This is a genomic window from Nonomuraea sp. NPDC050547 (assembly GCF_044457345.1).
Classification (GTDB): Bacteria; Actinomycetota; Actinomycetes; order Streptosporangiales; family Streptosporangiaceae; genus Nonomuraea.
On record NZ_JBITGW010000024.1, the window covers coordinates 89,758 to 114,933 of the forward strand.

30 protein-coding genes are annotated in these 25,176 nt (G+C 71.8%); 12 read left to right on the top strand and 18 right to left on the bottom strand.

Features of this window, described 5'->3' with window-relative positions; all coding sequences use genetic code 11:
* The first annotated feature begins 76 nt into the window (after positions 1-76).
* Both ACIBHY_RS45755 and ACIBHY_RS45760 read left to right on the top strand, forming a co-directional pair.
* Positions 77-400, top strand: a complete 324-nt coding sequence (locus ACIBHY_RS45755) for an ArsR/SmtB family transcription factor (RefSeq protein WP_379624212.1) — start codon at positions 77-79, stop codon at positions 398-400.
* Positions 378-1,163, top strand: coding sequence for an SRPBCC family protein (locus ACIBHY_RS45760; protein ID WP_397253095.1), 786 nt, complete (start codon positions 378-380; stop codon positions 1,161-1,163). The genes ACIBHY_RS45755 and ACIBHY_RS45760 overlap by 23 nt, the downstream gene beginning before the upstream one ends.
* A gap of 245 nt (positions 1,164-1,408) precedes the next feature.
* On the opposite strand, the gene ACIBHY_RS45765 is transcribed toward ACIBHY_RS45760, so the two are convergent.
* On the bottom strand, positions 1,409-2,584 hold the full coding sequence (locus tag ACIBHY_RS45765; RefSeq protein ID WP_397310008.1) for an MFS transporter: 1,176 nt from the start codon (positions 2,582-2,584) through the stop codon (positions 1,409-1,411).
* A 28-nt stretch (positions 2,585-2,612) separates the two neighbouring features.
* On the opposite strand from ACIBHY_RS45765, the gene ACIBHY_RS45770 reads away from it, so the two are divergent.
* Positions 2,613-2,996 (top strand): MerR family transcriptional regulator, encoded by a 384-nt coding sequence (locus ACIBHY_RS45770; protein ID WP_397253091.1) that lies wholly within the window; start codon positions 2,613-2,615, stop codon positions 2,994-2,996.
* A gap of 140 nt (positions 2,997-3,136) precedes the next feature.
* On the opposite strand, the gene ACIBHY_RS45775 is transcribed toward ACIBHY_RS45770, so the two are convergent.
* Positions 3,137-4,660: a PH domain-containing protein gene (locus ACIBHY_RS45775; protein ID WP_397253089.1), complete on the bottom strand. Its 1,524-nt coding sequence runs from the start codon at positions 4,658-4,660 to the stop codon at positions 3,137-3,139.
* On the bottom strand, positions 4,657-5,136 hold the full coding sequence (locus tag ACIBHY_RS45780) for a PH domain-containing protein (RefSeq protein WP_397253087.1): 480 nt from the start codon (positions 5,134-5,136) through the stop codon (positions 4,657-4,659). The genes ACIBHY_RS45775 and ACIBHY_RS45780 overlap by 4 nt, the downstream gene beginning before the upstream one ends.
* Positions 5,137-5,268: 132 nt before the next feature.
* Between ACIBHY_RS45780 and ACIBHY_RS45785 the strand changes: the two genes are divergently transcribed.
* Both ACIBHY_RS45785 and ACIBHY_RS45790 read left to right on the top strand, forming a co-directional pair.
* Positions 5,269-5,919: a TetR family transcriptional regulator gene (locus ACIBHY_RS45785; protein WP_397310009.1), complete on the top strand. Its 651-nt coding sequence runs from the start codon at positions 5,269-5,271 to the stop codon at positions 5,917-5,919.
* A complete protein-coding gene (locus tag ACIBHY_RS45790) occupies positions 5,907-6,191 on the top strand; it encodes a DUF6204 family protein (RefSeq protein ID WP_397310010.1) in 285 nt (94 codons plus the stop codon). Before ACIBHY_RS45785 ends, ACIBHY_RS45790 begins: the two co-directional genes overlap by 13 nt.
* 119 nt (positions 6,192-6,310) lie before the next feature.
* Here the strand turns inward: ACIBHY_RS45790 and ACIBHY_RS45795 are convergent, their stop codons facing one another.
* Positions 6,311-7,357 carry a tyrosine-type recombinase/integrase gene (locus ACIBHY_RS45795; RefSeq protein ID WP_397310011.1) on the bottom strand — a complete coding sequence of 349 codons (1,047 nt, stop codon included), beginning with the start codon at positions 7,355-7,357 and terminating at the stop codon, positions 6,311-6,313.
* Between the two features lie 123 nt (positions 7,358-7,480).
* On the opposite strand from ACIBHY_RS45795, the gene ACIBHY_RS45800 reads away from it, so the two are divergent.
* Entirely contained in the window at positions 7,481-8,620 is a 1,140-nt protein-coding gene (locus ACIBHY_RS45800) for a macrolide family glycosyltransferase (RefSeq protein WP_397310090.1), read from the top strand.
* Between the two features lie 80 nt (positions 8,621-8,700).
* Here ACIBHY_RS45800 and ACIBHY_RS45805 read toward each other — a convergent pair whose 3' ends face one another.
* Positions 8,701-9,057: a 5-carboxymethyl-2-hydroxymuconate Delta-isomerase gene (locus ACIBHY_RS45805; protein WP_397310012.1), complete on the bottom strand. Its 357-nt coding sequence runs from the start codon at positions 9,055-9,057 to the stop codon at positions 8,701-8,703.
* Between the two features lie 5 nt (positions 9,058-9,062).
* Positions 9,063-9,212 (bottom strand): hypothetical protein, encoded by a 150-nt coding sequence (locus ACIBHY_RS45810; protein WP_397310013.1) that lies wholly within the window; start codon positions 9,210-9,212, stop codon positions 9,063-9,065.
* An 80-nt stretch (positions 9,213-9,292) separates the two neighbouring features.
* Between ACIBHY_RS45810 and ACIBHY_RS45815 the strand changes: the two genes are divergently transcribed.
* Positions 9,293-10,135 (top strand): EamA family transporter, encoded by an 843-nt coding sequence (locus ACIBHY_RS45815; protein ID WP_397310014.1) that lies wholly within the window; start codon positions 9,293-9,295, stop codon positions 10,133-10,135.
* Positions 10,136-10,156: 21 nt separating this feature from the next.
* Here ACIBHY_RS45815 and ACIBHY_RS45820 read toward each other — a convergent pair whose 3' ends face one another.
* Both ACIBHY_RS45820 and ACIBHY_RS45825 read right to left on the bottom strand, forming a co-directional pair.
* Positions 10,157-11,686 carry a UDP-N-acetylglucosamine 1-carboxyvinyltransferase gene (locus ACIBHY_RS45820; protein ID WP_397253076.1) on the bottom strand — a complete coding sequence of 510 codons (1,530 nt, stop codon included), beginning with the start codon at positions 11,684-11,686 and terminating at the stop codon, positions 10,157-10,159.
* Positions 11,687-11,702: 16 nt separating this feature from the next.
* Complete coding sequence (locus ACIBHY_RS45825; RefSeq protein WP_397310015.1) at positions 11,703-13,427, bottom strand: enoyl-CoA hydratase-related protein; 1,725 nt, start codon at positions 13,425-13,427, stop codon at positions 11,703-11,705.
* 275 nt (positions 13,428-13,702) lie between these two features.
* Between ACIBHY_RS45825 and ACIBHY_RS45830 the strand changes: the two genes are divergently transcribed.
* Entirely contained in the window at positions 13,703-14,164 is a 462-nt protein-coding gene (locus ACIBHY_RS45830) for a hypothetical protein (RefSeq protein ID WP_397310016.1), read from the top strand.
* Positions 14,165-14,254: 90 nt separating this feature from the next.
* On the opposite strand, the gene ACIBHY_RS45835 is transcribed toward ACIBHY_RS45830, so the two are convergent.
* The 3 genes from ACIBHY_RS45835 to ACIBHY_RS45845 form a co-directional block, all read right to left on the bottom strand.
* Positions 14,255-14,494 carry a hypothetical protein gene (locus ACIBHY_RS45835; RefSeq protein ID WP_397253070.1) on the bottom strand — a complete coding sequence of 80 codons (240 nt, stop codon included), beginning with the start codon at positions 14,492-14,494 and terminating at the stop codon, positions 14,255-14,257.
* Positions 14,495-16,046: 1,552 nt separating this feature from the next.
* Positions 16,047-16,400 (bottom strand): nuclear transport factor 2 family protein, encoded by a 354-nt coding sequence (locus ACIBHY_RS45840; RefSeq protein WP_397253068.1) that lies wholly within the window; start codon positions 16,398-16,400, stop codon positions 16,047-16,049.
* 106 nt (positions 16,401-16,506) lie between these two features.
* Entirely contained in the window at positions 16,507-17,025 is a 519-nt protein-coding gene (locus tag ACIBHY_RS45845; RefSeq protein WP_397310017.1) for a YceI family protein, read from the bottom strand.
* Between the two features lie 127 nt (positions 17,026-17,152).
* Here ACIBHY_RS45845 and sigJ point away from each other — a divergent pair, with 127 nt between their 5' ends.
* A complete protein-coding gene (gene sigJ, locus ACIBHY_RS45850) occupies positions 17,153-18,055 on the top strand; it encodes an RNA polymerase sigma factor SigJ (RefSeq protein ID WP_397310018.1) in 903 nt (300 codons plus the stop codon).
* Positions 18,056-18,103: 48 nt separating this feature from the next.
* Complete coding sequence (locus ACIBHY_RS45855; RefSeq protein WP_397310019.1) at positions 18,104-18,925, top strand: NAD(P)H-binding protein; 822 nt, start codon at positions 18,104-18,106, stop codon at positions 18,923-18,925.
* Positions 18,926-18,977: 52 nt separating this feature from the next.
* Here ACIBHY_RS45855 and ACIBHY_RS45860 read toward each other — a convergent pair whose 3' ends face one another.
* On the bottom strand, positions 18,978-19,379 hold the full coding sequence (locus ACIBHY_RS45860; RefSeq protein ID WP_397310020.1) for a PadR family transcriptional regulator: 402 nt from the start codon (positions 19,377-19,379) through the stop codon (positions 18,978-18,980).
* Between ACIBHY_RS45860 and ACIBHY_RS45865 the strand changes: the two genes are divergently transcribed.
* Entirely contained in the window at positions 19,313-19,909 is a 597-nt protein-coding gene (locus tag ACIBHY_RS45865) for a class I SAM-dependent methyltransferase (RefSeq protein ID WP_397310021.1), read from the top strand. The two genes, ACIBHY_RS45860 and ACIBHY_RS45865, sit on opposite strands and share 67 nt — an antisense overlap.
* Here the strand turns inward: ACIBHY_RS45865 and ACIBHY_RS45870 are convergent.
* From ACIBHY_RS45870 to ACIBHY_RS45890, 5 genes are read right to left on the bottom strand one after another with little or no spacing between them, the layout of a single operon-like run.
* On the bottom strand, positions 19,906-20,211 hold the full coding sequence (locus tag ACIBHY_RS45870; protein WP_397253056.1) for a DUF952 domain-containing protein: 306 nt from the start codon (positions 20,209-20,211) through the stop codon (positions 19,906-19,908). The genes ACIBHY_RS45865 and ACIBHY_RS45870 overlap by 4 nt on opposite strands.
* Entirely contained in the window at positions 20,208-21,218 is a 1,011-nt protein-coding gene (locus ACIBHY_RS45875) for an aminotransferase class V-fold PLP-dependent enzyme (protein ID WP_397253054.1), read from the bottom strand. Before ACIBHY_RS45875 ends, ACIBHY_RS45870 begins: the two co-directional genes overlap by 4 nt.
* Positions 21,215-21,772: a GNAT family N-acetyltransferase gene (locus tag ACIBHY_RS45880; protein WP_397253052.1), complete on the bottom strand. Its 558-nt coding sequence runs from the start codon at positions 21,770-21,772 to the stop codon at positions 21,215-21,217. The genes ACIBHY_RS45875 and ACIBHY_RS45880 overlap by 4 nt, the downstream gene beginning before the upstream one ends.
* A 20-nt stretch (positions 21,773-21,792) precedes the next feature.
* Positions 21,793-22,326, bottom strand: coding sequence for a TetR/AcrR family transcriptional regulator (locus tag ACIBHY_RS45885; RefSeq protein ID WP_397310022.1), 534 nt, complete (start codon positions 22,324-22,326; stop codon positions 21,793-21,795).
* Positions 22,323-22,646, bottom strand: coding sequence for a DMT family transporter (locus ACIBHY_RS45890; RefSeq protein ID WP_397253048.1), 324 nt, complete (start codon positions 22,644-22,646; stop codon positions 22,323-22,325). The genes ACIBHY_RS45885 and ACIBHY_RS45890 overlap by 4 nt, the downstream gene beginning before the upstream one ends.
* Before the next feature lie 98 nt (positions 22,647-22,744).
* Here ACIBHY_RS45890 and ACIBHY_RS45895 point away from each other — a divergent pair, with 98 nt between their 5' ends.
* The gene (locus ACIBHY_RS45895; protein ID WP_397253046.1) at positions 22,745-23,701 is read left to right on the top strand and encodes a radical SAM protein; all 957 of its coding nucleotides are present in this window, start codon (positions 22,745-22,747) and stop codon (positions 23,699-23,701) included.
* Between the two features lie 5 nt (positions 23,702-23,706).
* On the opposite strand, the gene ACIBHY_RS45900 is transcribed toward ACIBHY_RS45895, so the two are convergent.
* Positions 23,707-25,173, bottom strand: a complete 1,467-nt coding sequence (locus ACIBHY_RS45900; protein WP_397310023.1) for an AAA family ATPase — start codon at positions 25,171-25,173, stop codon at positions 23,707-23,709.
* Positions 25,174-25,176 lie beyond the last annotated feature (3 nt).

Below are 25,176 nucleotides of genomic sequence, written 5' to 3' on the forward strand. Positions count from 1 at the left end.
CTGGGCCTTCCCCGCCTTCTGACCACCCCTGAACATGCCGTTTGCGTTATATAACTGGCAACGTATACTTGTGGGCATGTTCGACGTTCTCGCCGAGCCGGTCAGGAGGCAGATCCTCGACCTGCTGCGCGAGCGGCCGCGTCTGGTGGGGGAGCTGGCCGAGCGTACCGGGCTCAGCCAGCCCGGCACCTCCAAGCACCTGCGCGTGCTGCGCGAGGCGGGCCTGGTCGCCGTCCGCAAGGACGCCCAGCGCCGCTGGTATGAGCTGCGCCCGCAGCCCCTGGCCGAGATCGACGCCTGGCTGGCCCCTTACCGAGGCCTGTGGACGGCGAGCTTCGACGCGCTCGAAGCTCACCTGGAGACGATGGAGGACCGTGATGCACGACCGCCTGAGCAGTGACGGCGCCCGCACCAGCCTGCACATGGAACGCCGCCTGCCGCACCCGCCCGAACGCGTGTGGCGGGCCCTGACCGAACCCGCGCAGGTGCGGCAGTGGTTCCCGGCCGACATGCGGGTCGAAGGCGAGCGGGTCGTCTACGGCTTCGGCCCCGAAGGACGCGTGCTGGCCTTCGACCCGCCCCGCCTGTTCGCCCACACCTGGGGCGAGGACGAACTGCGCTGGGAGATCCGCCCCGACGGCGAGGCCAGCGTCCTGACGCTCACCCATACCTTCGGCGACCGGTTCGGCGCGGCCAGCTTCGCCGCCGGGTGGCACACCTGTGTGCGGGCGATGGCCGCCGTCCTGGACGGCCGTCCCGTGGCCGCCGCCCGCGACAGCGCCGCCCTGCACGAGGACTTCGTCGCCCTGCTCGGCCTCGACGGCGCCCGCCCGCACCGGCCGGGCCTGCGCTACGAACGCCAGCTCACCCGCCCCGCCGCCCAGACGTGGCGGCATCTGTCCGGCGACGGCGCGCGCCTGGGCTCGCCGCCCCCGCCCGCGTTCGTCCCCGCCGGGGTGAGCGCGGGCGCGGTCAGCGCGCTGGAGGGCGGCAAGCTGCTGGAGTACGGCACCTCGGCCGGCACCGTCCGCTGGGAACTGGCCGAGGGCACCGGCCAGGGCCCCCGCCTCATCGTCACCGACACCGGGACGGCCGAGGCCGCCACGTGGCGCGCCCACATCGAACACCTGGCCAACACCTTGTCCGACCAGCCCCTCACCTGACAGACCTGGGCCGAGCCGGCCGCGTGTCCGTGGCGGACTGCCCACGTGCCCACCGGTGGATGGGTGCTCGTCCGGGTCCGTCGCGGGTGCCCGTCCAGGTGGTGGCCGGGCGCCGTTGCGGCGCCCGGCCCGTGCGACGTGAGCGGCGATCCCCCCGGCCTGCGCGCGCCGTCGTCGGCGGGTGGGGTGTGGGGCGGCTGCCGTAACGGAGGGAAGGGCCTGTACGACAGCGCGCGGCCGGTTCCTCAAGCGATCGTTTCACTCACCGGCGAGCGCGGCCGCCGGTCGCGGCCGATCACCGATGTCGCGGCCAGCGCCGCCGCAACCAGCGCCAGCGCGGTCCACGGCAGCGCCCACGCGCCCGCCGACTCCAGCAGCAGCCCGCCCGCCAGCGACCCGGCCGCGATGCCGACGTTGTAGACGGTGGTCTGCAGGGCGGTGGCGACGTCGGCGTGGGGGGCGCCGGTGCGTTCGATGAGGGCGCTTTGCAGCAGCGTCGGCACCCCGCCGAACGCCAGCCCCCACACCGCGGCCGCCACCAGCACTACCGGGGGCGACGTGCCCGCGGCCCCGAGTCCGGCCATCGCCGCGCCCACTCCCGCGAGCGCGGACACCAGCGCCGCCCGCGGCCGCCCGTCGATGAACACCCCCGTCAGCCACACCCCCGCCACCGTCGCCGCCCCGAACACCAGCAGCACCCCGCCCGCCTCCATCGCCGCCCGCCGGGCGAGCGGCGCGAGGTAGGTGTAGACGGCCTGGTGGGCGAGTAGGACGACCAGCGTCACCGACAGCCAGGCCCGCACTCCCGGCAGGGCCGCCACCGACCGCAACGGCAGCCGCCGCGCCGCGGCCTGGCCCGGCACGGGCGGCACCGCGCGCGCCACCCACAGCGCCAGCAGCGCAGCCGCGACGGCCAGCACCCCGAACGCGGCCCGCCACCCGGCCGCCTGCGCCAGCGCGCTGCCGGCCGGTAGTCCCGCGCACAACGCCAGCGTGATCCCCGCCGAGACGATCGCGATGGCCCGCCCGCGCCGCTCGGCGGGCACCAGCCGGGCCGCGTACCCGATGAGCATCGCCCACAGCGTGCCGCCCGCCACCCCGGCCAGCAGCCTCAGCGCGAACGTCAGCGGGTACGACGATGACAGCGCGGTCGCGGCGTTCAGCAGCGCGAAGCAGCCCAGCACCGCCAGCAGCACCGGGCGGCGCGGCAGCGAACGCACCGCCGCGGTGATCGGGATCGCCGACAGGAACGAGGTCAGCGCGTAGCCGGTGACCAGGAAGCCCGCCTGGCCGGGCGATACCGACAGCTCCCGGCTGAGCTGGGGCAGCAGGCCGGCGGGCAGGAGTTCGGTGACGACGGCGGTGAAGGCCGCGCACGACAGCGCCGCCAGCGCCCCCGCCGGAAGCCGGGTGGTCGACATGCGGCTATCGTGAAACCTTCACATCAGTGTGAAGGCAAACGTGGGGGCGGGCATGCGGATCGGCGAGCTGTCGCGGCGCACCGGGGTGCCTGCCCGGATGCTGCGCTACTACGAGGAACAAGGCCTGCTGGAACCCGGACGGGCCGACAACGGCTACCGCCTCTACGGCGCGACGGCGATCTACCGGGTGCAGCAGATCCGCGGCCTGCTCGACTCCGGCCTCACCACGGAGATCATCCGCCGTATCCTGCCGTTCCTGGACGCCGGCGACATCCACCTGCACCCCCACTGTCTCACCCCGGAACTGGCCGCCCTCCTGCAGGCCGAGGCCGACCGCATCACCGCCCGCATCGACTGCCTGGCCCGCAACCGCGACGCCCTCCTGCGCTATCTGTCCGCCGTCCGCGGCTGACCCCCCCTTCTTTTCGCCGCGGTACGGCGCGCGGCGGCGGACAACCGGTGGAAGGCCCGCGGGCCGCCTCGCCACGGTCGGCCGGATGCGCGTCGTGTGGCTGTGCGGGCCGTCCTGGCCGGACGCGTGCGCCTGCGCTCTCACCCCGCCGCAGGTGGCAGTGCGGGTGCTGCGGGCCGCGTGGCGGGCGGGCCGGTGAGGAAGGGGGTCAGCAGGCCGGGCAGGGTCTGTTCGGCGAAGCGCACGCCCTCGCCCATGAACACGTCCTTGACGTGGTAGACGCCGCGCCCGCCCGGGGTGGTGGCGCTGAGCCGGCACAGGGTGGAGCGGCGGTGCCAGGCCCATCGGGTGAAGGTCCAGCCGATGATCCCGCCGCGGCGGAGCGCGATGGTGCGGCGTTTGAGGGTGCCGTGGCGGGTGACCAGGTAGGGGCCGGTCAGGCCGTGGCCGAGGTTGCGGTAGGCGTCGCGCGCCAGCAGGAGCCCGCCCGCGCCCGCCGCCGGCGTGGCGATCCAGGCGAGCGTGAGCAGCGGCGGCCACAGCCACGCCCCCAGCGCCGCCAGGAGCGCGCCCAGCGCGGCGGCGGCCAGCAGCGCCCAGCGCACCCGGCGCGCCAGCGCGAGCCGGGGGTGGGCCAGGAGCCGGACGGTGCGGGCGGGGTTGTCGGCTTCGCGCAGGACGGCGGCGGCGACCCGGTGGGCGTGGGCGATCGGCGCGGGCGGCAGCAGGGCGCTGGCGTTGAAGGCGCGCATCTCCTGTTCGGCGCTGCCGGAGCCGGTGACGACGGCGTAGGTGGAGGCGGCGCCGGCGGTGCGCAGCAGCAGCGGTTCGGCGATCTCGACGCCGTGCAGGCGTTCCTCCTGCAGGGTGGCCGAGCGGGTGACGAACAGGCCGCGGGTGGCGCGCAGGCCGCCGTCGGGTTCGCGCACCAGGCGGAAGTTCCACCACGTCTCGGTGGCCAGGGCGAGGGTGGCGGTGATGCCGGCCAGCAGGAGCCCGAGCGCGGTCAGGGAGCCGACGAGCAGGAGGTCGGAGCGGCCGAGCCAGTCGATGAGGCGGGGGATCAGGACGGTGTCGGGTTCGTAGCCGAGCAGGTCCAGGCCCTGGTAGGTGGCGCCGAGCGCGCCGACGCCGAGGGCGGGGGTGGCGACCGACAGTGGCGCCAGCCGCAGCCAGCGCCGCTGCCCGAGCGCGATCGTCTGCTCGCCTGCGGCGCCGTCGCGGCGGATGAGGGCCGCGCGCAGCGCCTGGGCCTGGCCTCGGGGCAGCGCGTTGAGGGTCAGGGCCGCCTGCTGGTCGGAGGAGGTACGGTGGCCGGTCTCGACCTTGACCACCGCCAGGGAGAACACGCGCTGCAGCGGGTTGGCGCTCAGCTCGACGCTGCGCACGCGGGCGCGGGGGATGGAGCGATGGCGGCGCAGCAGGACCCCGGTGCGCATCTCGATGTGCTCGTCCGTCAGCCGGTAGCGGGTCTTGGCCCACAGCAGCGCCTCGTAGGCGATCCCGGACAGCACCAGCGGGACCGGCGCGCTCAGCCACCAGGGGGCCTCGCGCCACCACAGTACCGCCAGCGCGGCCACCATCACCCCGGCGCACCAGGCGGCCGCCACCCAGATGATCCGCACGTCCAGCCGCCGCCAGGGCGGATCGGTGTGGGGGTTCACGCGGCGTCGCCGCCCCGGGCGCGGGCGGCCAGATCCTCGGCCAGCAGCCGCGCGTCCTCGTGGTCCAGGCCGTCGATCGTCAGCGCCCCGGCCGCCGAGGCGGTGGTCACCACCACGCTCGACAGCCCGAACAGCTGCTGCAGTGGCCCGCGCAGCGTGTCCACCGTCTGGATGCGTTCCATCGGCGCGATCCGCCACTGCTCGCGCACCCATCCGGCCCGCGTGAACACCGCCTCCCGCGCCACCTCCCACCGGTGCACCCGCATCCGCCACGGCGGCATCACCAGGATGTAGAACAAGCCGGGAACGGCCACGATGGCGGCCGCCAGCAGCAGCCACCGCCGGGCGGGCGTGATCAGCAGCGCGAGCAGCACCAGCAGCAGCACCGGCGGCAGCACGCTCACCACGGCCTGGGCCAGCCACCAGCCGAACGCGCGTTCGTCGGGGCTTCGGCTGGGCGGTCGCAGAGTGTCCATGACGACCACGGTAGGGCGGGCGGGTGGAGGGCGGAATCCGGCTGCACGCACCCCCCGGGGTGGAGGTAGGTACACCCCGGGCGGAAATATTGGAGTGCATGGCAAAAAGAGAGTGTGGTTGGATTTCTTCCCGTGAGTGAAGGCCTGCGCGAACGCAAGAAGCAGCGCACCCGCCGCCACCTGTCCCAGGTGGCCATGGCGCTGTTCGTCGAGCGCAGCTTCGACGCGGTCACCGTCGCCGAGGTCGCCGCGGCCGCCGAGGTGGCGGTCAACACCGTCTACAACTACTTTCCGGCCAAGGAGGACCTCGTCCTGCCGCCCGAACAGGCCTCACCGGGCCGCCTGGCCGCGATCGTGGCCGCCCGCCCGGCCGGGGTGAGCGCCGCCCGCGCCGTGCTCGACCACCTGCGCGAGGAGGTACGGCGCCGCGACCGGAACCTGGGCCTGAGCGAGGGGTTCGCCCCGGTCTACCTCATGATGCGCGCCGCCCCCACCCTCACCGCCCGCCTGGAGGAACTGGGCCGCCAGATGAGCGAGGAACTGGCCGCCCGGCTGGCCGACGAGCACCCCGGCGACCGGCCGGCCGCGCGCGTGATCGCCTGGCAGCTCGGGGCGGTGCACGCGCTGGTCTACACCGAGATCGGCGCCCGCGTGGCCGCCGGCCAGCCGCCCGGCCAGATCGCCGACGCCGTGCTCGGCCTCCTGGACGCGGCCGAGTCCGCGCTCGGGCGGCCGCTGCTCGGCTACGCCGTACGAAAGGACGAACCCCCATGTTCCGTGTGACCGTGCGAGGCAGCTTCGGCCCCCTCGACGAGCGGGCCCGAGCGGCGATCGAGGCCGCGGCAGGACCCGCCTACACCCCGGCGGGGACCTTCACCCACGACGCCACCATGGCCGCCTTCACCTTCCGCTGCCAGGTGGCCGCCGGACCCGCCGACGGCGAGGCCGAAGCCGGGCAGGCGGCCCTGGCGGCGCTGGCCGCGCACGGACTGCCGCACCGGGTGCTGAACCTCGCCGTGACCGACCTGCGCCAGGTCAAGATCCGCCGCCGGTGAGCGGGCGGGCCCGGCGCAGCCCCGCGTACTCCAGCACCGCGTAAACCGCCACCACGACCGCGCCCACCAGCACGAACGCCACCCCCAGCGCGGTCAGCTCCAGCAGCGGCGAGGAGCCCTCAGAGCGGCGGCTTGGGGGAGCGCAGCAGCGGATGGGCCCGCATGGCCACCTCCAGCTCACCCGGCAGCTCATCGCGGTAACGGCCCAGCGTCGACAGGTCACTGTGACCCAGCACCCGCCGCACCGCGTCCATGTCGACCGCGTCAGCCAGCAGATGCGTCGCCGTCGTATGCCGCAGCCCGTGCGGCGTCACCGACCGGCGCCGCTCCGGATCCACCCGGGCCTGCACCCGGTCGATCACCGCCTGCACGTCACCGCGCGCCAGCCGCCGCCCCCGCCACGACAACAGCAACGCCTTCTCCTGCGGCGGCCCCGCCCCCCGCTCACCCAGCAGGTACGCCTCCAGCGCCCCCGCCACGCCCTCCGGCAACGGCACATCCCGCGTACGCCCGCCCTTGCCGAAGATCCGCCAGTAGCGCACCCCGTCGTTGGTGTAGAAGTCCTCCACATTGGCCCGCACCAGCTCCGACACCCGCGGCCCCACCGCCGCCAGCAGCAACACGATCAGCCCGTCGCGCAGCGGCATCCGCTGATCGCGGCGCCCCTCACCCTCCTGCCCGCCCAGCTCCCGCGCCGCCCCGATCAGCCCCTGCGCCTGCTCACGCGTCAGCGCCCGCCGCTCGGCCCGCAGCCCGCCCCGCTCGCGCGCGCTGACCGTCACCGCCGCCATCGGATTGATCTGCACCCACCCGGCCAGCGTCGCGTGCTTGAACAACGCCGAGATCGACCGGCGAAAACGCGCCTGCGACGAGGCGCTCTGCAACGACGTGCCCGGCGCCGCCCGCACCGCCTGCCCGCCCTGCGGTGAGCGCCGCCCGTCCGGCTTGCGCGCGAACGCCAGCAGCACCGCGTCGACGTCCTCGCCGCTCAGATCGTCGAGCACCGCACCGTCCCCCGCCAGCGCCACCAGCGTCGCCACGTCGCGCGCGTAGACCTCCGCCGTGGCCGGCGACAGCGCCCCCGTCACCGTCTTGGCCCGCACCAGCTCCACATAGCGCGCCACCGCCTCCGCCACCGTCAACCGGTTGAGCTCCGCCGGCCGCACCCGCCCACCTCCACCTCTGGACCACGCCACCATGGAAAGATCCACAGCCGACGGTAGCGACCGGCACCGACAAAATCGATCGGCTCTCACCCACGGGGGAACACCACCTTGCCGCACATCGCCATGGTCAGCATCCCGGCACCCGGCCACGTCAACCCGAGCCTGGAGGTCATCCGCGAACTCGCCGCCCGCGGCCACCACGTCACCTACGCCAACGCCCCCTCCTACCGCGACATCGTCCAGGCCGCCGGCGCCACCCACCTCCCCTACACCTCGCTGCTGCCCCAGGGCGCCGCCTGGCCCGAGGACACCATCGCCCAGCTCGACCTGTTCCTGCGCGACAACGTCTCCATGACCCCGCAACTGCGCGCCGCCTACACCGGCCGCCGCCCCGACCTGTTCCTCTACGACATCGGCGCCGCCCCCGCCCGTGTCCTGGCCGAACAGTGGAACATCCCCGCCATCCAGCTCTCACCCACCTACGTCGCCTGGGACGGCTACGAAACCGACATGGCCCCCGTGATCGAACAGCTGTACGCCACCCCCGAAGGCGCCGACTACCACCGCCGCGCCGGGCAATGGCTGCGCGAGGAGGGCATCACCACCCCGCACGCCGACTTCGTCGGCCGCCCGCCCCGCTGCCTCGTCCTCATCCCGCGCGCCCTGCAACCCCACGCCGAACGCGTCGACCCCGCCGTCTACACCTTCATCGGCCCCTGCCTGGGCGAGCGCGGCACCTGGAGCCCGCCCGCCGGCGCCGGCAAGATCCTGCTCATCTCCCTCGGCTCCGCCTTCACCGACCAGCCCGCCTTCTACCGCACCTGCCTGCGCGCCTTCGGCGACCTGCCCGGCTGGCACGTCATCATGCAGATCGGCCGCCGCCTGAGCGCCGCCGACCTCGGCCCCATCCCCGCCAACGTCGAGATCCACCCCTGGGTCGAACAGCTGGCCATCTTGCGCCGGGCCGACGCCTTCCTCACCCACGCCGGCATGGGCGGCGCCGGCGAGGGCCTGGCCTGCGGCGTCCCCATGATCGCCGTCCCGCAGGGCGTCGACCAGTTCGCCAACGCCGACCACCTCGTCGCGCTCGGCGTGGCCCGCCGCATCGACACCGGCGACGCCACCCCCGGACTCCTGCGCGGCGCGCTGCACGAGCTCACCACCGACCCGCAGGTCGCCGCCCAGCTGGCCGCCGTCCGCCACGAACTCACCGTCGAGGGCGGCGCCCGGCACGCCGCCGACCTCATCGAAGCCGCCCTCTGAGGCCGCGGGGCCGTACCCTCACCCCGGGGGTACGGCCCCGCCCAGGGCGAACACGCCCGGCCCGCGCACCGAGGCCAGGCCTACTCCAGGACCACCTTCTGGTAGACCTCCAGCTCCCGCACCTCCACCGTCAGCTGCACCCGCACCCCCGTCACCGGCCGCACCCACCGCGCCAGCAGTTCCACCGCCACCTGACCCAGCCGCCGCCGCACCTCCTCCGCGCGCCCCGGCAAGATCGCCACCTGCGCGTGCACCATCGCCTCCCGCGCGTCCCCATCGGCGATGACCGCGTCGTCGATCCGGTAGAAGCGCGACTTGAACGCCTCCACCCGCCCCCCGACGACCGCCGCGCCCTGCTCATGCAACGCCAGCGCGAAGGCCCGCCGATCGAACGCCTCCCGCAACACGGCCGAATACTCCACGGTGACCTGCGGCACCCCGCTCACTCCTTTTCGCCCGGATACGCCCGCACGACGCTCACCCCTGCCGGAGACGCACGCCAGGTCACCGGCGGGGGGAGTGCGGCGGCGGCGCTCTCCAGGTCGTCGACGCCGCCGGACATGACCGTGCCCCCCGGCAAACGGACGACCACCCCAGCAGGAATGGTGACATGTAACAGAAACCCGTGCTAGCTTCCCCGTTACATGTAACGAAAGCTGTGAGGGAACCACCATGCTCGCCATCGTGCTCGCCCTGGGCGCCAGCCTCGGCTGGGGAGTCTCCGACTTCCTCGGCGGCCTCAAAAGCCGCACCCTGCCCGTCCTGACCGTGCTCCTGATCTCCCAGAGCACCGCACTCGTCCTGCTCACCCTCATCGCCGCCACCCGCGCGGCCGCCCCACCCGACGCCGCCACCCTCGGCCACGCCGCCATCGCCGGACTCGGCGAACTCGCCGGCATCGCCGCCCTCTACCGCGGACTGGCAGTCGGCACCATGTCCATCGTCGCCCCCGTCGCCGCCACCGCGCCCGCCGTCCCCCTGCTCATCGGACTGGCCACCGGCCAGATCCCCGGCCCCCTCCAGCTCACCGGCCTGGCCCTGGCCATGCTCGGACTGGCCGCCACCTCCTACCGGCCCGGCACGAGCACCGGCCCCACCGCCTCCACCCTGCCGAGCATCCTGTACGGCCTGCTCGCCGCCGCCGGCTTCGGAACCTTCTTCCACACCATGCACCACGCCGGCCAGGGCGACGTCGGCTGGGCCCTGCTGACCGCCCGCCTCACCTCGGTCCTCGCCCTGGCCGCCGTCATCATCATCACCCGCCACCGCGTCCGCGTCCGCGCCACCGACCTGCCCCAGCTGGCCGCGATCGGCGCCCTCGTCATCGTCGCCGACTTCCTCTACACCACCGCCTCAACCCTCGGCCTGGCCGGCGTCGCGGCCGTCCTGGCCTCCCTGCACACCATCGTCACCATCGCCCTGGCCCGCATCATGCTCAAAGAACGACTCCGGCGCGCCCAGCAGATCGGCATCGCCATCTCCCTCATCGGCGTCCTGGCCATCTCCGCCGGCTGACAGCACGCGCCGCCGTACCGCTCAGATATCGCGGAACGTCTCGATCTGCGCGCCCACCGCGTTCAGCCGCTCCGCCAGCTCCTCATACCCCCGGTTGATCACATACACGTTCCGCAGCACCGACGTGCCCTCGGCCGCCAGCATCGCCAGCAGCACCACCACCGCCGGACGCAACGCCGGCGGGCACATCATCTCCGAACCCCGCCACCGCGTCGGCCCCTCCACCAGCACCCGATGCGGATCCAGCAGCTTCACCGACGCCCCCAGCCGCGTCAGCTCCGTCAGATAGATCGCCCGGTTGTCATACACCCAGTCATGAATGAGCGTCGACCCCTGCGCCACCGCCGCAATAGCCGCAAAAAACGGCACATTGTCGATGTTCAGCCCCGGAAACGGCATCGGATGAATCTTGTCGATGGGGGAGACCAGCTTCGACGGCCGCACCGTCAAATCCACCAGCCGCGTACGCCCGTTCGCCGCCGCATACTCCCCGCCCCGATCATGATCGAGGCCCATCTCCTCCAGCACCGCCAGCTCGATCTCCAAAAACTCCACCGGAACCCGCCGAATCGTCAGCTCCGACGACGTCACCACCGCCGCCGCCAGCAAACTCATCGCCTCCACCGGATCCTCACTGGGGGAGTAGTCCACATCCCGATCGATGACCGGCACCCCATGCACCGTCAACGTCGTCGTCCCCACACCCTCGACCTTCACCCCCAGCTCCTCCAAGAAGAAGCACAGGTCCTGCACCATGTAATTCGACGACGCATTACGGATCACCGTCACCCCGTCATGCCGCGCCGCCGCCATCAGCGCGTTCTCCGTCACCGTGTCCCCACGCTCGGTCAGCACGATCGCCCGCTTCGGCGACACCCCGCCATCCACCTGCGCGTGATAGAACCCGCCCGTCGCCGTGATGTCCAACCCGAAATGCCGCAACGCCGACATGTGCGGCTGCACCGTCCGCGTCCCCAGATCACACCCACCCGCATACGGAATCCGGAACCGCCCCGTCCGATGCATCAACGGCCCCAAAAACATGATCACACTCCGGGTACGGCGCGCCGCCTCCGTATCCATCGCCTCCAGCTCCAACCGGCCAGGCGGCACGATCTCCAGATCACTACCCTCATTGATCCACCGCGCCCGCACCCCGATCGACGCCAGCACCTCCAAAATCCGGTAGACCTCCTCGATCCGCGCCACCTTCCGCAAAGTCGTCCGCCCCGCGTTCAGCAGCGACGCGCACAACAACGCCACACACGCGTTCTTCGACGTCTTCACATCGATGCCGCCCGACAACCGCCGCCCACCGACCACCCGCAAATGCATCGGCCCCGCATACCCCAGCGACACGATCTCACTGTCCAGCGCCTCACCAATCCGAGCGATCATCTCAAGACTGATGTTCTGATTACCCCGCTCAATCCGGTTCACCGCACTCTGACTCGTCGCCAACGCCTCCGCCAACTGCAGCTGCGTCCAACCACGATGCTGACGCGCATCCCGAATCAACCGCCCGATCCGCGCAAGATAGTCATCCGCCATAGCGCGACAACCTATCTCACATATGAGATGCCGCCGCCCCCCACCCCTCCCGATGCACCGCCAAATACCCCGGCGTCACCTCCGCCCGCACCTTCCGCACAAAAGCCGACCGCGCCGCCCGAAAACCCCGCCGGTCATCGAACATGTCCCGGCTCATCTCCGCCAGCTCCTCCACCCGATACGCATCCAACGGCTTACGCCGCTCATCATCGGCGCGCGCCGACCCCTTCGCCGCCACCAGCGCCTCCCACTCCACCCCCGACGCCAGCCGCTCCGCGAACTCCAGCACCGACCGCTCGAACTCCAACCGGCCCCCACCCAGCACATGATCAGCCAGCCCCAGCTCCACCGCCTCAGCCGCCCCCACCGGCAACGCCCCCTCCGTCAACCGCTCCGCCGCGGCCACCCCCACCCGCCGCGCCAGCACATACGTCCAGAACTCACTCCCGTACAACCCCATCGTCCGATAATGCGGATTCAGCACCACCCCCTCCCGCACCAGCACCCGATCCGCACCCAGCGCCATCATCACCCCGCCCGCGCCCGCACTACCCCCCACCGACGCCACCACCACCTGCCCCGAACACTCGATGATCTCCCGGCACACCGCGTTGATCGCATTGATGTTCATCCACGCCTCCAGCTCCGGATGCGCCGCCGCCTCGATCACATTCAAATGAATGCCATTCGAAAACGTCTCCCCACCCCGCACCACCAGCACCCGCGTGTCCTGCTCACCCGCATACCGCAACGCCGCCGCCAACCTCCGGCACTGATCCGTCGACATCGCCCCGTTGTAGAAGTCGAAACTCACCACCCCCACACCCGCACTGCGCTCATACGTGATCTCCGTATAACCCGCACGCTCCTCCAGATGACCCACCCGATCACCCAGCACCATCACCGCCGGCAACTTCACCCCATCCGCACGATCCAGCCGCAGATGACCCACCCACACCGTCCCATCACCGGTATGCACCAGCACCGCACCCTCACGCCGCGCCGCCACCGCACCCGGCCGCCCCACCAGCGCCGGACCCCGATACACGTCGAACACCCGCACCGCCAGCCCGCACAACTCCGCCCGGCCACCCGGCGCCCCATCGGCCGCCCGCACCCGCCGCACGATCACCTCCGTCGGCTCCGACCACGACACCACCCGATCCGCATGCCGCATCGCCGGACGCAACCGCCCCACCACCTCAGGCCGCCCATAATCCAGCGGCACCGGCACGAACCCCGCCTCACCCGCCTTCCGCGCCACCTCCAGCACCAGCTCCACCGCCGCGTCCGCCACCGGCCCGTTGTACAAGGCCGACTTACGCGGCGCCTCCACCGGCAGCGGGAACATCCGATACCCCCAGATCGGCCCCGCGTCCATCTCCTCCACCGCCTGCAACGCCGTCACCCCCCACTCCGGCTCCGCATCCGCGATCGCCCAGTCCAGCGACGACGGCCCCCGGTCCCCGGGCGGACCCGGATGAATGATCACCACCCGGTGCCGCTGCCACAACAACCCCGGCACCTTCTCCTTCAAGAACGGACAAATAACCAAATCCGGCTTCGCCAGCTCCGCCGCCTCGAGCATCACCCGCTCCGACAGCGCCAACTCCACGCTCACCTCATGACCGGCACGCCGCAACTCCAGCCACGCACGCTGGGTCAGGCCATTGAAAGACGAGCAAAGCAACAGGATGCGCAACGGAAACAGCCTCCGGACGATCGCGATGAAGGACGACACCCCGCCGACAACGGGGGAGAGGACGGGCGGGGGACACCCCTCAGATGGCCGCACCCGGGCGGCGGACCTCAAGGGTTTCGGCAGCCCCAAATGACCCGTACATGCCACAAGATGTTGACACGAACCGGCACTCCCCGCTGACAATTCACGCAAAATCACCAACTATCTGGTACGGCGAAGCCAGGGGAGTGGCCCCACCCTGCGGAAAAGCCCATCAAAAGCCCTCTCCGACACGATGGACCCCTGATCTGACCCCCACACGGAAGGTCGATGTCATGCGTCTACGCGTCCCGCTCCTGCTCGCCGCCGTCGCCGCCACGGGCCTGCTCACCGCCACACCGGCCACCGCGGCACCGGCGGCGACGGTGCCCTACGCGGCCGACTCCGGCGACTCGTGCAAGCGCGGTTCCACCGAGGGGACCCTGGAATGGGTCACCGGGCCCGTCATCAGGCCCACGGTCAAGGTGGCGGGAACCCTGTCCGACGAGCGCGAGTTCTCCACCTGCGCGCCCGACGACATGTACAGCCGGGCCAGTTTCAGCGCCTACCACGGGGCGGACAAGGTGGCCGGCGGGCAGGTCAAGGCCGACGACGCCACCGTCCCGGTCGCGCTGACGCTGGCCGACGCCTCGGGCGTGCGGCCGATCGACCGGGTCGTGGTGCAGGTGTGCCGCTACAGCAACAGCCCGGTCGGCATCAGCTATTGCGGTCCCGCGCAGGAGTACAAGGCCCCGTGACGGCCCCTTTCCGCGCGCATTAGCTATACCGGACAGAATTCACCTTCTGTCCGGTATAGCCTATTTTGGGGTTATTTAGCGGCGGGTGGTTCAGAGGCGGCGGACGAAGCGTGCGGCGGCGCGATGACTCATGCCGGTCTCGCCGCGAACCAGGAAGACCGCCTCCTGCACCTGTCCGAGCGCCTTCATCTCCAGCGCCTGGCCGACCAGGTCGGCGCTGGGGGCGGGGCGGTTGCGGGGGCGGCGGGTGAGCCGGGCGGCCAGCACGATGAGCCAGATGGCACCGGCCGCCACGACGCCGGTGAGCGCGACGAGGGCCGTAGTCGACATGGCCTGCGTGCTGCCCGCGCCGGACGAGATCATGCACGCGCGCCCGCCGGACTTGCCAGGGACGCCTGCGGCGGGGCGTCGCCGTGCCCGCGTCCGTCGTGCCGTGCCCGCCGTGCTGTGCGACGGGGTTCTGCGGGCGGGCCCTGGACGCGGCGCGCGCTCGCGGCGTGGGTGAGGCGTTGCGGCAGGATGGCTTGTGTGGGGTTTTCCCGGGTCGGGCCGATCGTCCGCGTTTGCTCGATAATGTACATTATGTCAAGTTAACGTGATCTTGACCCTCGTCTCGGCGCGCCCCCTTGTCTGGGGCCACTTGTGCCGGTGCGTCCCGCCGCTCCCGTCGCCGAGCGCCTGTGACGGGGAAGAGTGCCCGCCCCGAGGGCGGTTGATCCGGCCGACGGCTCCAGGCTCCCTCGGCTCGTTGACGCACCCGTCCGCCGCGACGGTGTGACCCCCGGACGGCCTGGGTCGTGTGGGCGGTGAAGGCGTGTGGGTGGTCGTGACTCATGGTGGCGGTCCCCCCGGCGCGCGCCGGCGGCCGGGCGTGAACGCCGGGGTAATGCGGTGTGGCGGGAGAGTTGGGCTCCGCTCCCCCGCGGGTGGCCGGCAGCGGTCGGTTGTCATCTCATTTCTTTGCGTGCCTGCCATATTCCTGTGTGAATTTCCGGAAAGTGATTGCCCGTGAAGCGTTAAAGCGGTTGACCGCAATCCGGATAATCGCGCGATGGCCTGGGTGGCCTGGGGATTCATGCGTTCAACTGTCGAAATTTGCACCATCTCACGTGTTGGTCGGGAATTGACAGGTGCGGGCTTCTGGCGTGATGATCCATCGGTGGGCGAGGCCGTAAAAGATGGCCTTGTTCGGACATTCACTGAAATGTCCTTTGTGTGCTCCGGGCCCGGTGGGGGCGCTGGGGGGTGGTCCCCCGGACTCGGCTGCCGCATGCCCGCGCCGCTCCGGTGCGCGGGCATGCGGCCTTACTCCCTGTGCCCGGTGGGTGGCTTCTCCCCCACACCGGTGGGCATGGTGGACACGTCTGTGCGTTGGTGGCGGGCGCGCGGCCGCTGTGGTCGGGGGCGGAGCCGGCTGGGGACGCCATGGCGTGGAGCGGCTGCCGACCCTGGGGTATGAGGTGCGGGCGGCGGGTAGCGGCGGGGTGCGGGTGCGGCCGGCGGCGTTGCGGGGTCGGTGGTGGGGTGCGGGTCGCCGGCGGCGGGGGTTGACGAGGAATCTTGACGAGTCGTTGAAATGCCGCCTTGGATGGTTTTGGTGCGCTTACTCTGGATATCTGGTACGCGTCCGGAAGGGGACCCGCATGGGGAACGAAGTGTTGTGCCAGGTGTGTCAGGGGGTGCTGCCGGCGACGGGTCGTGAGTCGTATACGGCGGCGCGTGGGCGGTTGATCGTGTCGAACGGGTATTGCCAGGGTGGGTGCGCGGAGCGTGCCGAGCCGGCGGTGCGGGCGGTTCGGGTGGGTGCGGCGCCGGGTGCGCCGGCGCCTGTGGCTCCTGCTCCGGCTCCGGTGGGTGCTCCCCCGGTGGCGCGGGTGCGGGGTTAGCTCTCGTGCCAGTAGTCCCTGGTTTGTAGGGCGCGGCCGTCGCTGTCGAAGGTGATGAAGACGCAGCCGGCCAGGGTGTGGTCGCCGTCGGTGACGCGGTATTCGATGGCGGCGTGGTTGCCGTCCACCATGGGTGGGTCGAAGTGTGCGCGGGGTGCGTGTTCTTCGGCGAAGGATCGGTGGATGTAGGCGGCGATCTCTGCTTTTCCGCGGTGGGGTGGGCGGAAGGGCATGGAGGTGTGGACGGCGTCGTCGGCGTAGAGGGTGAGGATGGCGTCGGCGTCGTGGTGGGTCCAGCCGTGTTGCCAGGTGTCGGCGAAGTGCCGGGCGTGGGCGCGGGTGTCGGGCATGGGGTGATCGTAGGGGCGCCGTGGGGGTGCCAGGGAGGCCGTGGGCCGGGGCGCGTAGGGCGGGCGGGGTGTGCCGTTGGAGCGGGCGCGCGCGCACTGACGGGGGTCAGGGGCGGCGGGTGGCGATGGCGTCGAGTTCGAGGGTCACGTGGGGGCTGATCAGGAGGGTGGTGGCGGCGTTCCAGTTGACGTGCCAGTCGTGGCGGTTGACGGTGAGGGCGGCTTTGAGGCGGGGGCCGTCGTCGGTGGCGCGGTAGTGCAGGTCCAGGGTGATGGGCCGGGTGGTGCCGCGGATGGTGAGGTCCGCGGTGAGGGCGAAGCTGGTGGGGGTGCGCCGGCGCACGTCGGTCGAGGTGAGGGTGATGGTGGGGTGGTCGGCCAGGCTCAGGAAGTGGGTGAGCAGGTGCTGGTCGCGCTGGGGGTTGCGGGTGTGGAGGCTGTGGGTGTGGATGGTGAGGTCGATGGTGGAGTTGGCGGGGGTTTCGGCGTCGAGGTAGGCGTGGGCGTCGTATGAGGTGAAGTGTCCGTGGACGCGGCTGGCCATGGTGTGGCGGGCGGTGAAGCCGATGCGGGTGCGGGCGGGGTCGAGGGTGTAGGCGCCGGTGAGCGCGCTGAGCTTGGTCATGGTCGTTCGACGAGGTGGGCGGGCGGAATGTGAGGTGCCGGTGTGACCTCACATTTGGTGGTGGTGTTTCGTCGTAGGGGTGACGGCACAGCCACCTGAGGAGGTCGGGGACCTGATGAGCAGCCCTGTGGATCCGAGCCTGAGCGCGGTCATGAGTGAGCGGCGGCAGTTGATCAGTCTGGCGTATCGGCTGCTGGGGTCGCTGGCTGATGCCGAGGATGTGGTGCAGGAGACGTATGTGCGCTGGTATGCGATGTCGCGGGAGCGGCAGGAGGCGATCGAGTCTCCGGGGGCGTGGCTGACGAAGGTGGCCAGCCGGATCTGCCTGGATGTGCTGGGTTCTGCGCGGGCGCGGCGGGAGTCGTATGTGGGTGAGTGGCTTCCGGAGCCGTTGCCGGATCGTACGGATTGGGCGGCGGGGCGGCTGGGTGGAGCGGTGGTCGATCCGGCGGATCGGGTGACGCTGGATGAGTCGTTGAACATGGCGTTTCTCGTGGTGCTGGAGTCGATGACGCCGGCGGAGCGGGTGGCGTTCATCTTGCATGATGTGTTCCGGTATTCCTTCGCCGAGGTGGGCGAGATCGTGGGGCGTAGTGCGGCGGCGTGCCGTCAGCTGGCTTCTTCGGCGCGGCGGCGGGTGCGGGAGGCGCAGGTGCCGCGTACCGCGGTGGCGCGGCAGGCGGGTGTGGTGCGGGAGTTCAAGCGGGCGTGGGAGTCCCAGGACATCGAGGCGCTTTTGGGGTTGCTGGCTCCGGATGCGACGGCGGTGGGTGACGGCGGCGGTGTGGTGAGTGCGGCGTTGCGTCCGGTGGAGGGTGCGCGGGCGATCGCGGGTTACATCGTGGAGATCGCACGGCTGGTTCCGGGGCTGTCGGTGGTGGAGCGCACGGTCAATGGCCGGCCTGGTCTGGTGGCCGTGCAGGAGGGGGTCACGGTGGTGGTGATGGCGTTCGAGGTCGCCGGTGATCGGATTCAGCGCATCTGGGGTGTGCGTAATCCGCACAAGCTGCGTTCGTGGAGCATGGACTGAGCTGTCGCCTCGGGGGTTCGGCGGGAAAGGGTTCTGATCGTGATTCTGGTGACGGGTGCCAGTGGCAATGTGGGCGCTTGTGTGGTGCGTGAGCTGCTGGAGGCGGGTGAGAAGGTACGGGTGCTGACGCGTGATCCGGCGGCGCACGTCTTCCCCGAGGGGGTTGAGGTCGTGGCGGGTGATCTGCGGCGGCCGGAGTCGTTGCCGGTGGCGCTTTCGGGGGTGGAGCGGGTGTTCCTGTTCCCGGTGTTCGATGCGGCCGGTGCTTTCTGCGTGGCGGCGCGGCAGGCGGGTGTGGGGCAGGTGGTGGTGCTGTCGTCGTCGGCGGTGACGTTCGCGCGTCCGGGGTGGGTGGGTGAGCAGCATCTGCGGGTGGAGGAGGCGGTGCGGGCGTCGGGGCTGGCGTGGACGTTCGTGCGGCCGGACGCGTTCATGACCAATGATCTGGCGTGGGCGCCGCAGATCGCCGCGGGCGGGGTGGTGCGGGGGGTGTACGGCGGGGCGGCGCTGGCGCCGGTGGATCCGCGTGACGTCGCGGCGGTGGCGGTGCGGGCGTTGGTGGATCGGCTGGTGGGTGAGGCGTTCGTGCTGACGGGGCCGCAGTCGCTGACGCAGGTGGAGCGGGTGCGGATCATCGGTGAGACGGTGGGGCGGCGGTTGCGGTTTGAGGAGGTGGCGCGGGAGGTGTTCGTGGAGCGGGCGGTGGGGCATGGGATGCCGGCGCCGGTGGCGGCCGAGCTGGTGGAGGGGCTGGCGGCGCGGGTGGGCGTGGTGGCGGAGGTGTCGCCGGTGGTGGAGCGGGTGACGGGGCGGGCGGCGTTGACGTATGCGCGGTGGGTGGCGTATCGGGCGGCGGCTTTCGGGGGCTGATCGGGAGGGTCGGGGAGCATCGAGGTCCTCCGAACGGCGGGGCGGGCCGGGGTCAGGTGGTCCCGGGCGCGAGCCGGGTCGGGCTGGGTGCCGGTGTGCCGTCGTGGGCGGGGGCGGGTGTGGGGAGTGTGCGGGCGAGTTCGGCGCCGGTGGTGGTGAGGCGGTACAGGTGGCGGGCGGGGCGTCCGCGGGGCGGGTCGCTTTCCCCGGAGGTTTCGACGAGGTCGCGTTCGGCGAGGCGGATGAGGATGGGGTAGACGGTGCCGGCTTTCAGGTCGAGGGTGCGGCACAGGTCGTAGCCGTGGCTCCGGTCCGTGCCTTTGCGGGCGAGGGCGGTGAGGATGGCCGCGGTCTGTCGTGAGGGGCGTCGTGCGGGAGGATGGTCGCATGGTGGTGAAGGACGGCGGGCGGTGGAATCACAACATCCATTTCCATCCCCGCGTCCTGAGCGCACTCCCCCACGATGCCCGGCGCGCCCTCGACGTCGGCTGTGGTGAGGGCATGCTCGCCCGCGAGCTGAGGCGCCGCGTGCCGCGGGTGAGCGGCATCGACCTCGACGCGCCCAGCGTCGAGCTGGCCCGTGAGCAGCCCGGCGAGATCGACTACATCGTCGGCGACTTTCTCACCCATCCGTTCGAGCCCGCTTCCTTCGACGTGATCGCCTCCGTCGCCACCCTGCACCACATGGACGCCGCGGCCGGGCTGGCGCGGATGCGGGAGCTGCTGCGCCCCGGCGGCGTCGTGGCCGTCGTCGGCCTGGCCCGCAGCACGATGCCCGGGGATCTGCCGCGTGACCTCGCCGGTATGGCTGTGGGCATGGTGCACCGTGCGGTGAAGGGTCACTGGGTGCATCCCTCGCCCATGGTGTGGCCGCCGCCGGTGACCTACCCGCGGATGCGGGAGCTGGCTGCGGAGATTCTGCCGGGCTCGCGTTTTCGCCGTCATCTCCTGCTGCGCTACACCATCGTCTGGCGCAAGCCCTAGCTGCGGTTCGCCCCCGGGACGAAGGGGTGGGTGGCGGTGACGCTGGCGGCGGGCAGGGGGCCGTACAGGTGGGGGAAGCCGCCTTCTTCGCGGACGTCCAGGCCGGTGGGGTCGATGTGCAGGACGAGCAGGGGTTCGGTGACGCCGGTGTAGAAGGTGGCGGCGACCTGGTCGAGCTGGGTGTGGTTGTGGCTGCAGTGGATGAAGCCGACCTCTTGCAGGGTTTTGCCGAGGGTGGAGACCTGGTAGCCGGCGGGTCCGGTGGCGTGCCAGTCGGCGGCCAGGGCCAGGTGCAGGATCATGACAGGGCCTCCAGGGCGCGTTCGGCGTCGGCGAGGGTGTTGTAGGCGTGGAAGGACAGGCGGGCGCGGCCGGCGCGGGTGGCGGCGGTGATGCCGGCGGCGGCCAGGCGGGCGGGGTCGGCTTCCAGGGACAGGATGGGGCTGTCGCCCGGGGGCAGGCCGAGTCCGGCGCGGACGTGGTCGGCCAGGGCGAGGTTGTGCGCGCCGACGGCCCGCACGCCGAGGGTGGTGAGCAGTTCGAGGGCGGGGGCGGCGCCGACGTAGCAGAACCAGGCCGGTGACAGGTCGAAGGCGCGGGCGTCGTCGGCCACGCGCAGGGGCATGCCGTAGAAGGCGGTGTCGGGGTCGGGGGCGCTGTACCAGTTGGCGGCCAGGGGGCGCATGCGCTCGCGCAGGCGGGGCGAGAGGTAGCCGAAGGCGGCGCCGCGGGGGGCCATGAGCCATTTGTAGGCGGCGCAGACCAGGGCGTCGATGCCGTCGGGGGTGATGGGCAGCCATCCGCAGGCCTGGCTGGCGTCGGCGATGACGAGGGTGTCGTGCTGGCGGGCGGCGTCGATGATGTCGGCCAGGGGGGCGCGTTCGCCGGTGGCCGACTGGATGAGGCTGAAGGCGACGGCGGTGGTGGCGGGGGTGATGTGCTCGGCCAGGCGGGCCAGCGGGGCGGTTTCCACCTCGGCGGCGACCGCCCAGGGGAAGACGTTGCTGGTGAACTCGATGTCGGGGACCAGGACGCGGGCGCGTTCTGGCAGGGCGGTGGCGATGGTGGAGTTGATCTGGGAGGCGGTGGAGCTGATGGTGATGTCGGCGGGGGGCGCGCCGATGAGGTGGGCGAAGGCGGTGCGGGCGCGGCCGACGCTGTGGTCCCAGGGCTTCCAGTCGCTGCTGCCGTGGCGCCACTGGTCCAGGACGCTCTGCAGTTCGGTGTGGGCCTGGCGGGGCGGCAGGCCGTAGCTGGCGGTGTTGAGCCAGCCGGGGCGGGCGTCCCACAGGGTGTGCCAGGTGGTCATGGGTTCTGCCATTCGCGGGCGAGGATGGCGTAGACGGCTTCGGTGGCCCATTGTCCCTTGACGTACTCGTTGTCGATGAGGTGGGCCTCGTGGCGCATGCCGAGTTTTTCCAGGACGCGGGCGGAGGCGTGGTTGCGGGCGTCGAGGCGGCCGACGATGCGGTGCAGGCCGAGGTCGTCGAAGCCGAGGCCGAGCAGGGGGCGGGTGGCTTCGGCTGCGTAGCCGCGGCCGTGGAAGCGGGGGTGCAGCACGTAGCCGATCTCGCCCTGGCGGTGCTGTTTGCTGGTCCAGATCAGGACGCAGTTGCCGACGAGTTCGCCGGTTTCGGTGAGGGTGATGGCCACGTCGATCGCTTCGCCTTCGTCGAGCAGGGCGGTGCGGGCGATCTTTTTGTCCAGGAAGGCGCGGGTGGTGTCGAGGTCGCGTGGTTCCCAGTAGAGGTAGCGGGCGACTTCCGGCAGGGATTCGTAGGCGTGTAGGTCGTGGAGGTCTTCGGGGGTGAAGGGGCGCAGGGTGAGGCGTTCGGTGGTGATCGGGTAGGTGGGTTTGAGCACGGACGAAGTGTAGGCATCGGTCATTCGGGGCGCGAGGCGTTTTCGAGTGCGAGCGCCAGCAGGGTGCGCAGGTCGTCGAGGGGGCGTTGTTCGACGACGTGTTCCAGCCACAGCGCGCAGACAGTGGCGTACAGCAGGCGGGCGCGGGGGTGGGCGGGGGGCAGGCCGAGGTGGTCGGCGGTGACGGCGAGGCAGCCGTCGCTCCAGCGGCGGGCGATCGTTTGCAGGGCGGGGTCGCGGCCGGCGTGCACGTACAGCTCCCACAGGCCGAGCTGGTGCGGGCGGTCGGCGTCGGCCAGGTCGTCGGCCAGGCCGGTGAGGCCGTGTTCGCGCAGGTGGCCGAGTTCGCGTTCGACCAGGTGGGTGAAGGCTTCGGCGAGCAGGTCGTCGCGGGAGGCGAAGTAGTAGGTGGTGGCCGCCAGGGGCAGGGCGGCGCGCTGGGCGACGGCGCGGTGGGTCAGGGCGGCGAAGCCGTTCTCGGTGAGCAGGCCGACGGCGGCGTTGAGCAGGGCGGTGCGGCGCTGGGTGGCGCGGGCCTGGGGTTTTTTGGTCAATGCGTTCCCGCGAGGTTGAGGACGACGACGCCGGCGATGATGAGCACGATACCGCCGATCTTGAGCGGGGACAGGCTCTCGCCCATGAACGCGAAGCCGATGAGGGCGATGGCCGCGGTGCCGGCGCCGGACCAGATGGCGTAGGCGGTGCCCATCTCCAGCTGGAGTTGCAGGGCCTTGCCGAGCAGGGCGAAGGAGGTGGCGTAGCCGGCGATGACGCCGATGCTCCAGCCGAGGTGGGTGAAGCCGTTGGCGAGTTTGAGCGCGGAGGTGGCGGCGATCTCGCTGGCGATGGCGAGGGCGAGCAGGATCCAGGCCATGGGGGTGGAGCCCTTCCCAGAAAGTGGTACGTTCGTGCCAGTTTAGATGCGGCGGATCCGCTTGCCAACACAGTCGAATACGTGTTCCACTTGGGCTCGTGGAGTGGGACGCGCTTTCGCTACTCGAGGCCGGCGAGCACAAGCCGCTGATCGAACGGCGTGCGGTGCTGCGCGGCGGCTTCTACGAGACCCAGGCCCGCACCATGATCGAGCGGGTGCCGCCGGCCGCGGGCATCGCCCAGCAGTGGGGCGTCTCCCCCTATCGCGGCTGCGCCCATGCCTGCCGCGGCTGCGGCGCCCGCGCCGGGCATCGCAAGCTCGGGCTGGACGCCGGGCGCGACTTCGACACCCGGATCGTGGTCAAGGCCAACGCCGTGGCGCGGTTGCGGGCGGAGCTGGAGCGTTTCGACGGCGCGCCGGTCGCGGTGGGGCTGAGCGGCGACTGCTACCAGGAGGCCGAGCGCACCTACCGGCTGATGCCGGGCGTGGTGGCGGCGCTGCGTGATGCGGGCGTGCCGTTCACCGTCTACACCAAGAGCTCGCTGGTGCTGCGTGACGCGGAGGTGCTGGCGGCGGCCGGCGCGCGGGTGGCGGTCTCGATCGCGTTCGTCGACGAGCGCATCCGGCGGGCCGTCGAGCCGGGCGCGCCCGGGGCGCAGGCCCGCCTGGAGCTGGTGGCGGCGCTGGTGGAGGCCGGGGTGGCGTGCCGGGTGCTGATGGCGCCGGTGCTGCCGCTGCTGAGCGATGCCGCCGACCAGCTGGGCGCGACCGTGCGGCGGATCGCGGCCAGCGGCGCGGGCGGGGTGGAGGCGATCGTGCTGCGCCTGCCGCCGGCCACCCGCGCCTGGTACATGACGTGGCTGGGGCGGGCCCATCCCGCCCTGGCCGAGCGCTACGAGGAGCTCTACGATCCGGCCGGGTTGCCGGCGCCGGGCTACGAGCAGCGCATCCTCGGCCAGATCGAGCAGCTGTGCCGCGGCTACCACCTCGACTTCGGCGCCCCCGCTCCCCCGCCCCCGCTCGTGCCGAAGGCGGCGCAGCTGGCCCTGGTGTAGCCGGGTCAGGGGCCGTGCAGGTGCATGCCGGGCCCGAACATCGGGGCCGGGGTGTCGAACAGGTCGGCCTCCTGGCCCTCGTGCACGCGTTCGCCGGAGCCGAGCAGCGCCCGGGTCAGCGTCTGGCGCTCATCCAGCATCTCCTCCAGCGCCCGGCCCAGGTGCTCGCCGGTGAGCGTGGTGAGGCTCTCGGCCCGCCGCAGCGCGATCAGGACCGCCCGGCGCAGCAGTTCCTTGAAGAACGAGGCGGTCGCGCCGTCGGTGCGCTCCACGATCGGCTCCAGGTCGGCCTCCAGCCGCATGTCGCGCGCGTACAGGCGCAGCAGTTCCCGGCGGCCGGCCGCGTCCGGCTTGGGGATGCGCACCGCCAGGTCCACGCGGCCGGGGCGGTCGGCCAGCGCGCGCTCCAGCACGTCGGCGCGGTTGGTGGTGAGCACGAAGGTGACGTCGGCGTCGGCGCCCACGCCGTCCATCGCATCCAGCAGCGCGAACAGCAGCGGGTTGCCGTCCTCGGTGTAGGAGCGGTCGCGGGCGACCAGGTCGACGTCCTCCAGGATGACGATCGCCGGCTGCAGGCGCCTGGCCAGGCCGGCCGCCTGGGTGACGAACCTGATCGCCGAGCCGGTCATCACGATGACGGTGCACTGGCGCATGCGGCCCATCAGGTAGCGGGCGGTGTGGGTCTTGCCGGTGCCGGGCGGGCCGTGCAGCAGCAGGCCGCGTTTGAGGTGCTGGCCGTGCTCGCGCAGCCGTACGGCGTGCTCGCCGATGCCGATGATGTGGCGCTCGATGCCGTCCAGCACGCCCTCGGGCAGGACGACCTGCTCGGCGCTCACCTGGGGGCGGGGCAGGAAGGTGACCAGGTCGTTGCCGCGGTGCTCGCTCCATTCGAACGACAGGATCTGGCCGCGGTAGATGTCGTGGGCGCGCATGTGCCCTTCGATCGCCTCCCGGGTCCGGGTGGCGATGGCGCGGTCGGTGGCCAGCACGACGACGTTGCTCTTGGGCGGGCCGTGCTGCTGCGGGCCGCGCAGCCCGATGACGACGGGCTCGCCGTCGGGTGAGCGGGCCAGGATCAGGCCGAGCGCGATGACTTCGGCGCTCTCGTCGGGGCCGATGGGCGCGGTGGTGTAGTCGACGGCGCCGGGCTCGAAGCGTTCGTAGCCGCGGGCGGCGCTGGCGAGCATGTTGACGAAGTCCTCGTGCTCGCGGCCCTGGCCGGCGACGCCGAACCACTGGGCGTGCGGGGCGTGTTCGGCCAGGTAGGCGTCGATGCCGCGCTGGAGGTTGACGTGCTCCCAGGCGGGGAAGGTGGCGGTCACGTTGGCGATGTGCTGCAGCGGGCTGCCCAGGTGGCCGGTGACGCGGGCGACCAGCTCGGGGGTGGGCTTGGACTGGTTGATCTCGTGGTGGGCGTCCCGGAGAAGCTCTTCGAGGGCTCGGGCCAGCTTCGTGGCGTCGCTGAGATCCATGGG

Excerpts from the sequence above, each read along its gene's own strand:
- ACIBHY_RS45755 (WP_379624212.1), top strand. The coding sequence starts at position 77 with ATGTTCGACGTTCTCGCCGAGCCGGTCAGGAGGCAGATCCTCGACCTG.
- ACIBHY_RS45760 (WP_397253095.1), top strand. The coding sequence starts at position 378 with ATGCACGACCGCCTGAGCAGTGACGGCGCCCGCACCAGCCTGCACATG.
- ACIBHY_RS45765 (WP_397310008.1), bottom strand. The coding sequence starts at position 2,584 with ATGTCGACCACCCGGCTTCCGGCGGGGGCGCTGGCGGCGCTGTCGTGC.
- ACIBHY_RS45780 (WP_397253087.1), bottom strand. The coding sequence starts at position 5,136 with ATGGACACTCTGCGACCGCCCAGCCGAAGCCCCGACGAACGCGCGTTC.
- ACIBHY_RS45790 (WP_397310010.1), top strand. The coding sequence starts at position 5,907 with ATGTTCCGTGTGACCGTGCGAGGCAGCTTCGGCCCCCTCGACGAGCGG.
- ACIBHY_RS45800 (WP_397310090.1), top strand. The coding sequence starts at position 7,481 with ATGGTCAGCATCCCGGCACCCGGCCACGTCAACCCGAGCCTGGAGGTC.
- ACIBHY_RS45815 (WP_397310014.1), top strand. The coding sequence starts at position 9,293 with ATGCTCGCCATCGTGCTCGCCCTGGGCGCCAGCCTCGGCTGGGGAGTC.
- ACIBHY_RS45820 (WP_397253076.1), bottom strand. The coding sequence starts at position 11,686 with ATGGCGGATGACTATCTTGCGCGGATCGGGCGGTTGATTCGGGATGCG.
- ACIBHY_RS45830 (WP_397310016.1), top strand. The coding sequence starts at position 13,703 with ATGCGTCTACGCGTCCCGCTCCTGCTCGCCGCCGTCGCCGCCACGGGC.
- ACIBHY_RS45835 (WP_397253070.1), bottom strand. The coding sequence starts at position 14,494 with ATGTCGACTACGGCCCTCGTCGCGCTCACCGGCGTCGTGGCGGCCGGT.
- ACIBHY_RS45840 (WP_397253068.1), bottom strand. The coding sequence starts at position 16,400 with ATGCCCGACACCCGCGCCCACGCCCGGCACTTCGCCGACACCTGGCAA.
- ACIBHY_RS45845 (WP_397310017.1), bottom strand. The coding sequence starts at position 17,025 with ATGACCAAGCTCAGCGCGCTCACCGGCGCCTACACCCTCGACCCCGCC.
- ACIBHY_RS45865 (WP_397310021.1), top strand. The coding sequence starts at position 19,313 with ATGGTGGTGAAGGACGGCGGGCGGTGGAATCACAACATCCATTTCCAT.
- ACIBHY_RS45870 (WP_397253056.1), bottom strand. The coding sequence starts at position 20,211 with ATGATCCTGCACCTGGCCCTGGCCGCCGACTGGCACGCCACCGGACCC.
- ACIBHY_RS45875 (WP_397253054.1), bottom strand. The coding sequence starts at position 21,218 with ATGACCACCTGGCACACCCTGTGGGACGCCCGCCCCGGCTGGCTCAAC.
- ACIBHY_RS45890 (WP_397253048.1), bottom strand. The coding sequence starts at position 22,646 with ATGGCCTGGATCCTGCTCGCCCTCGCCATCGCCAGCGAGATCGCCGCC.
- ACIBHY_RS45900 (WP_397310023.1), bottom strand. The coding sequence starts at position 25,173 with ATGGATCTCAGCGACGCCACGAAGCTGGCCCGAGCCCTCGAAGAGCTT.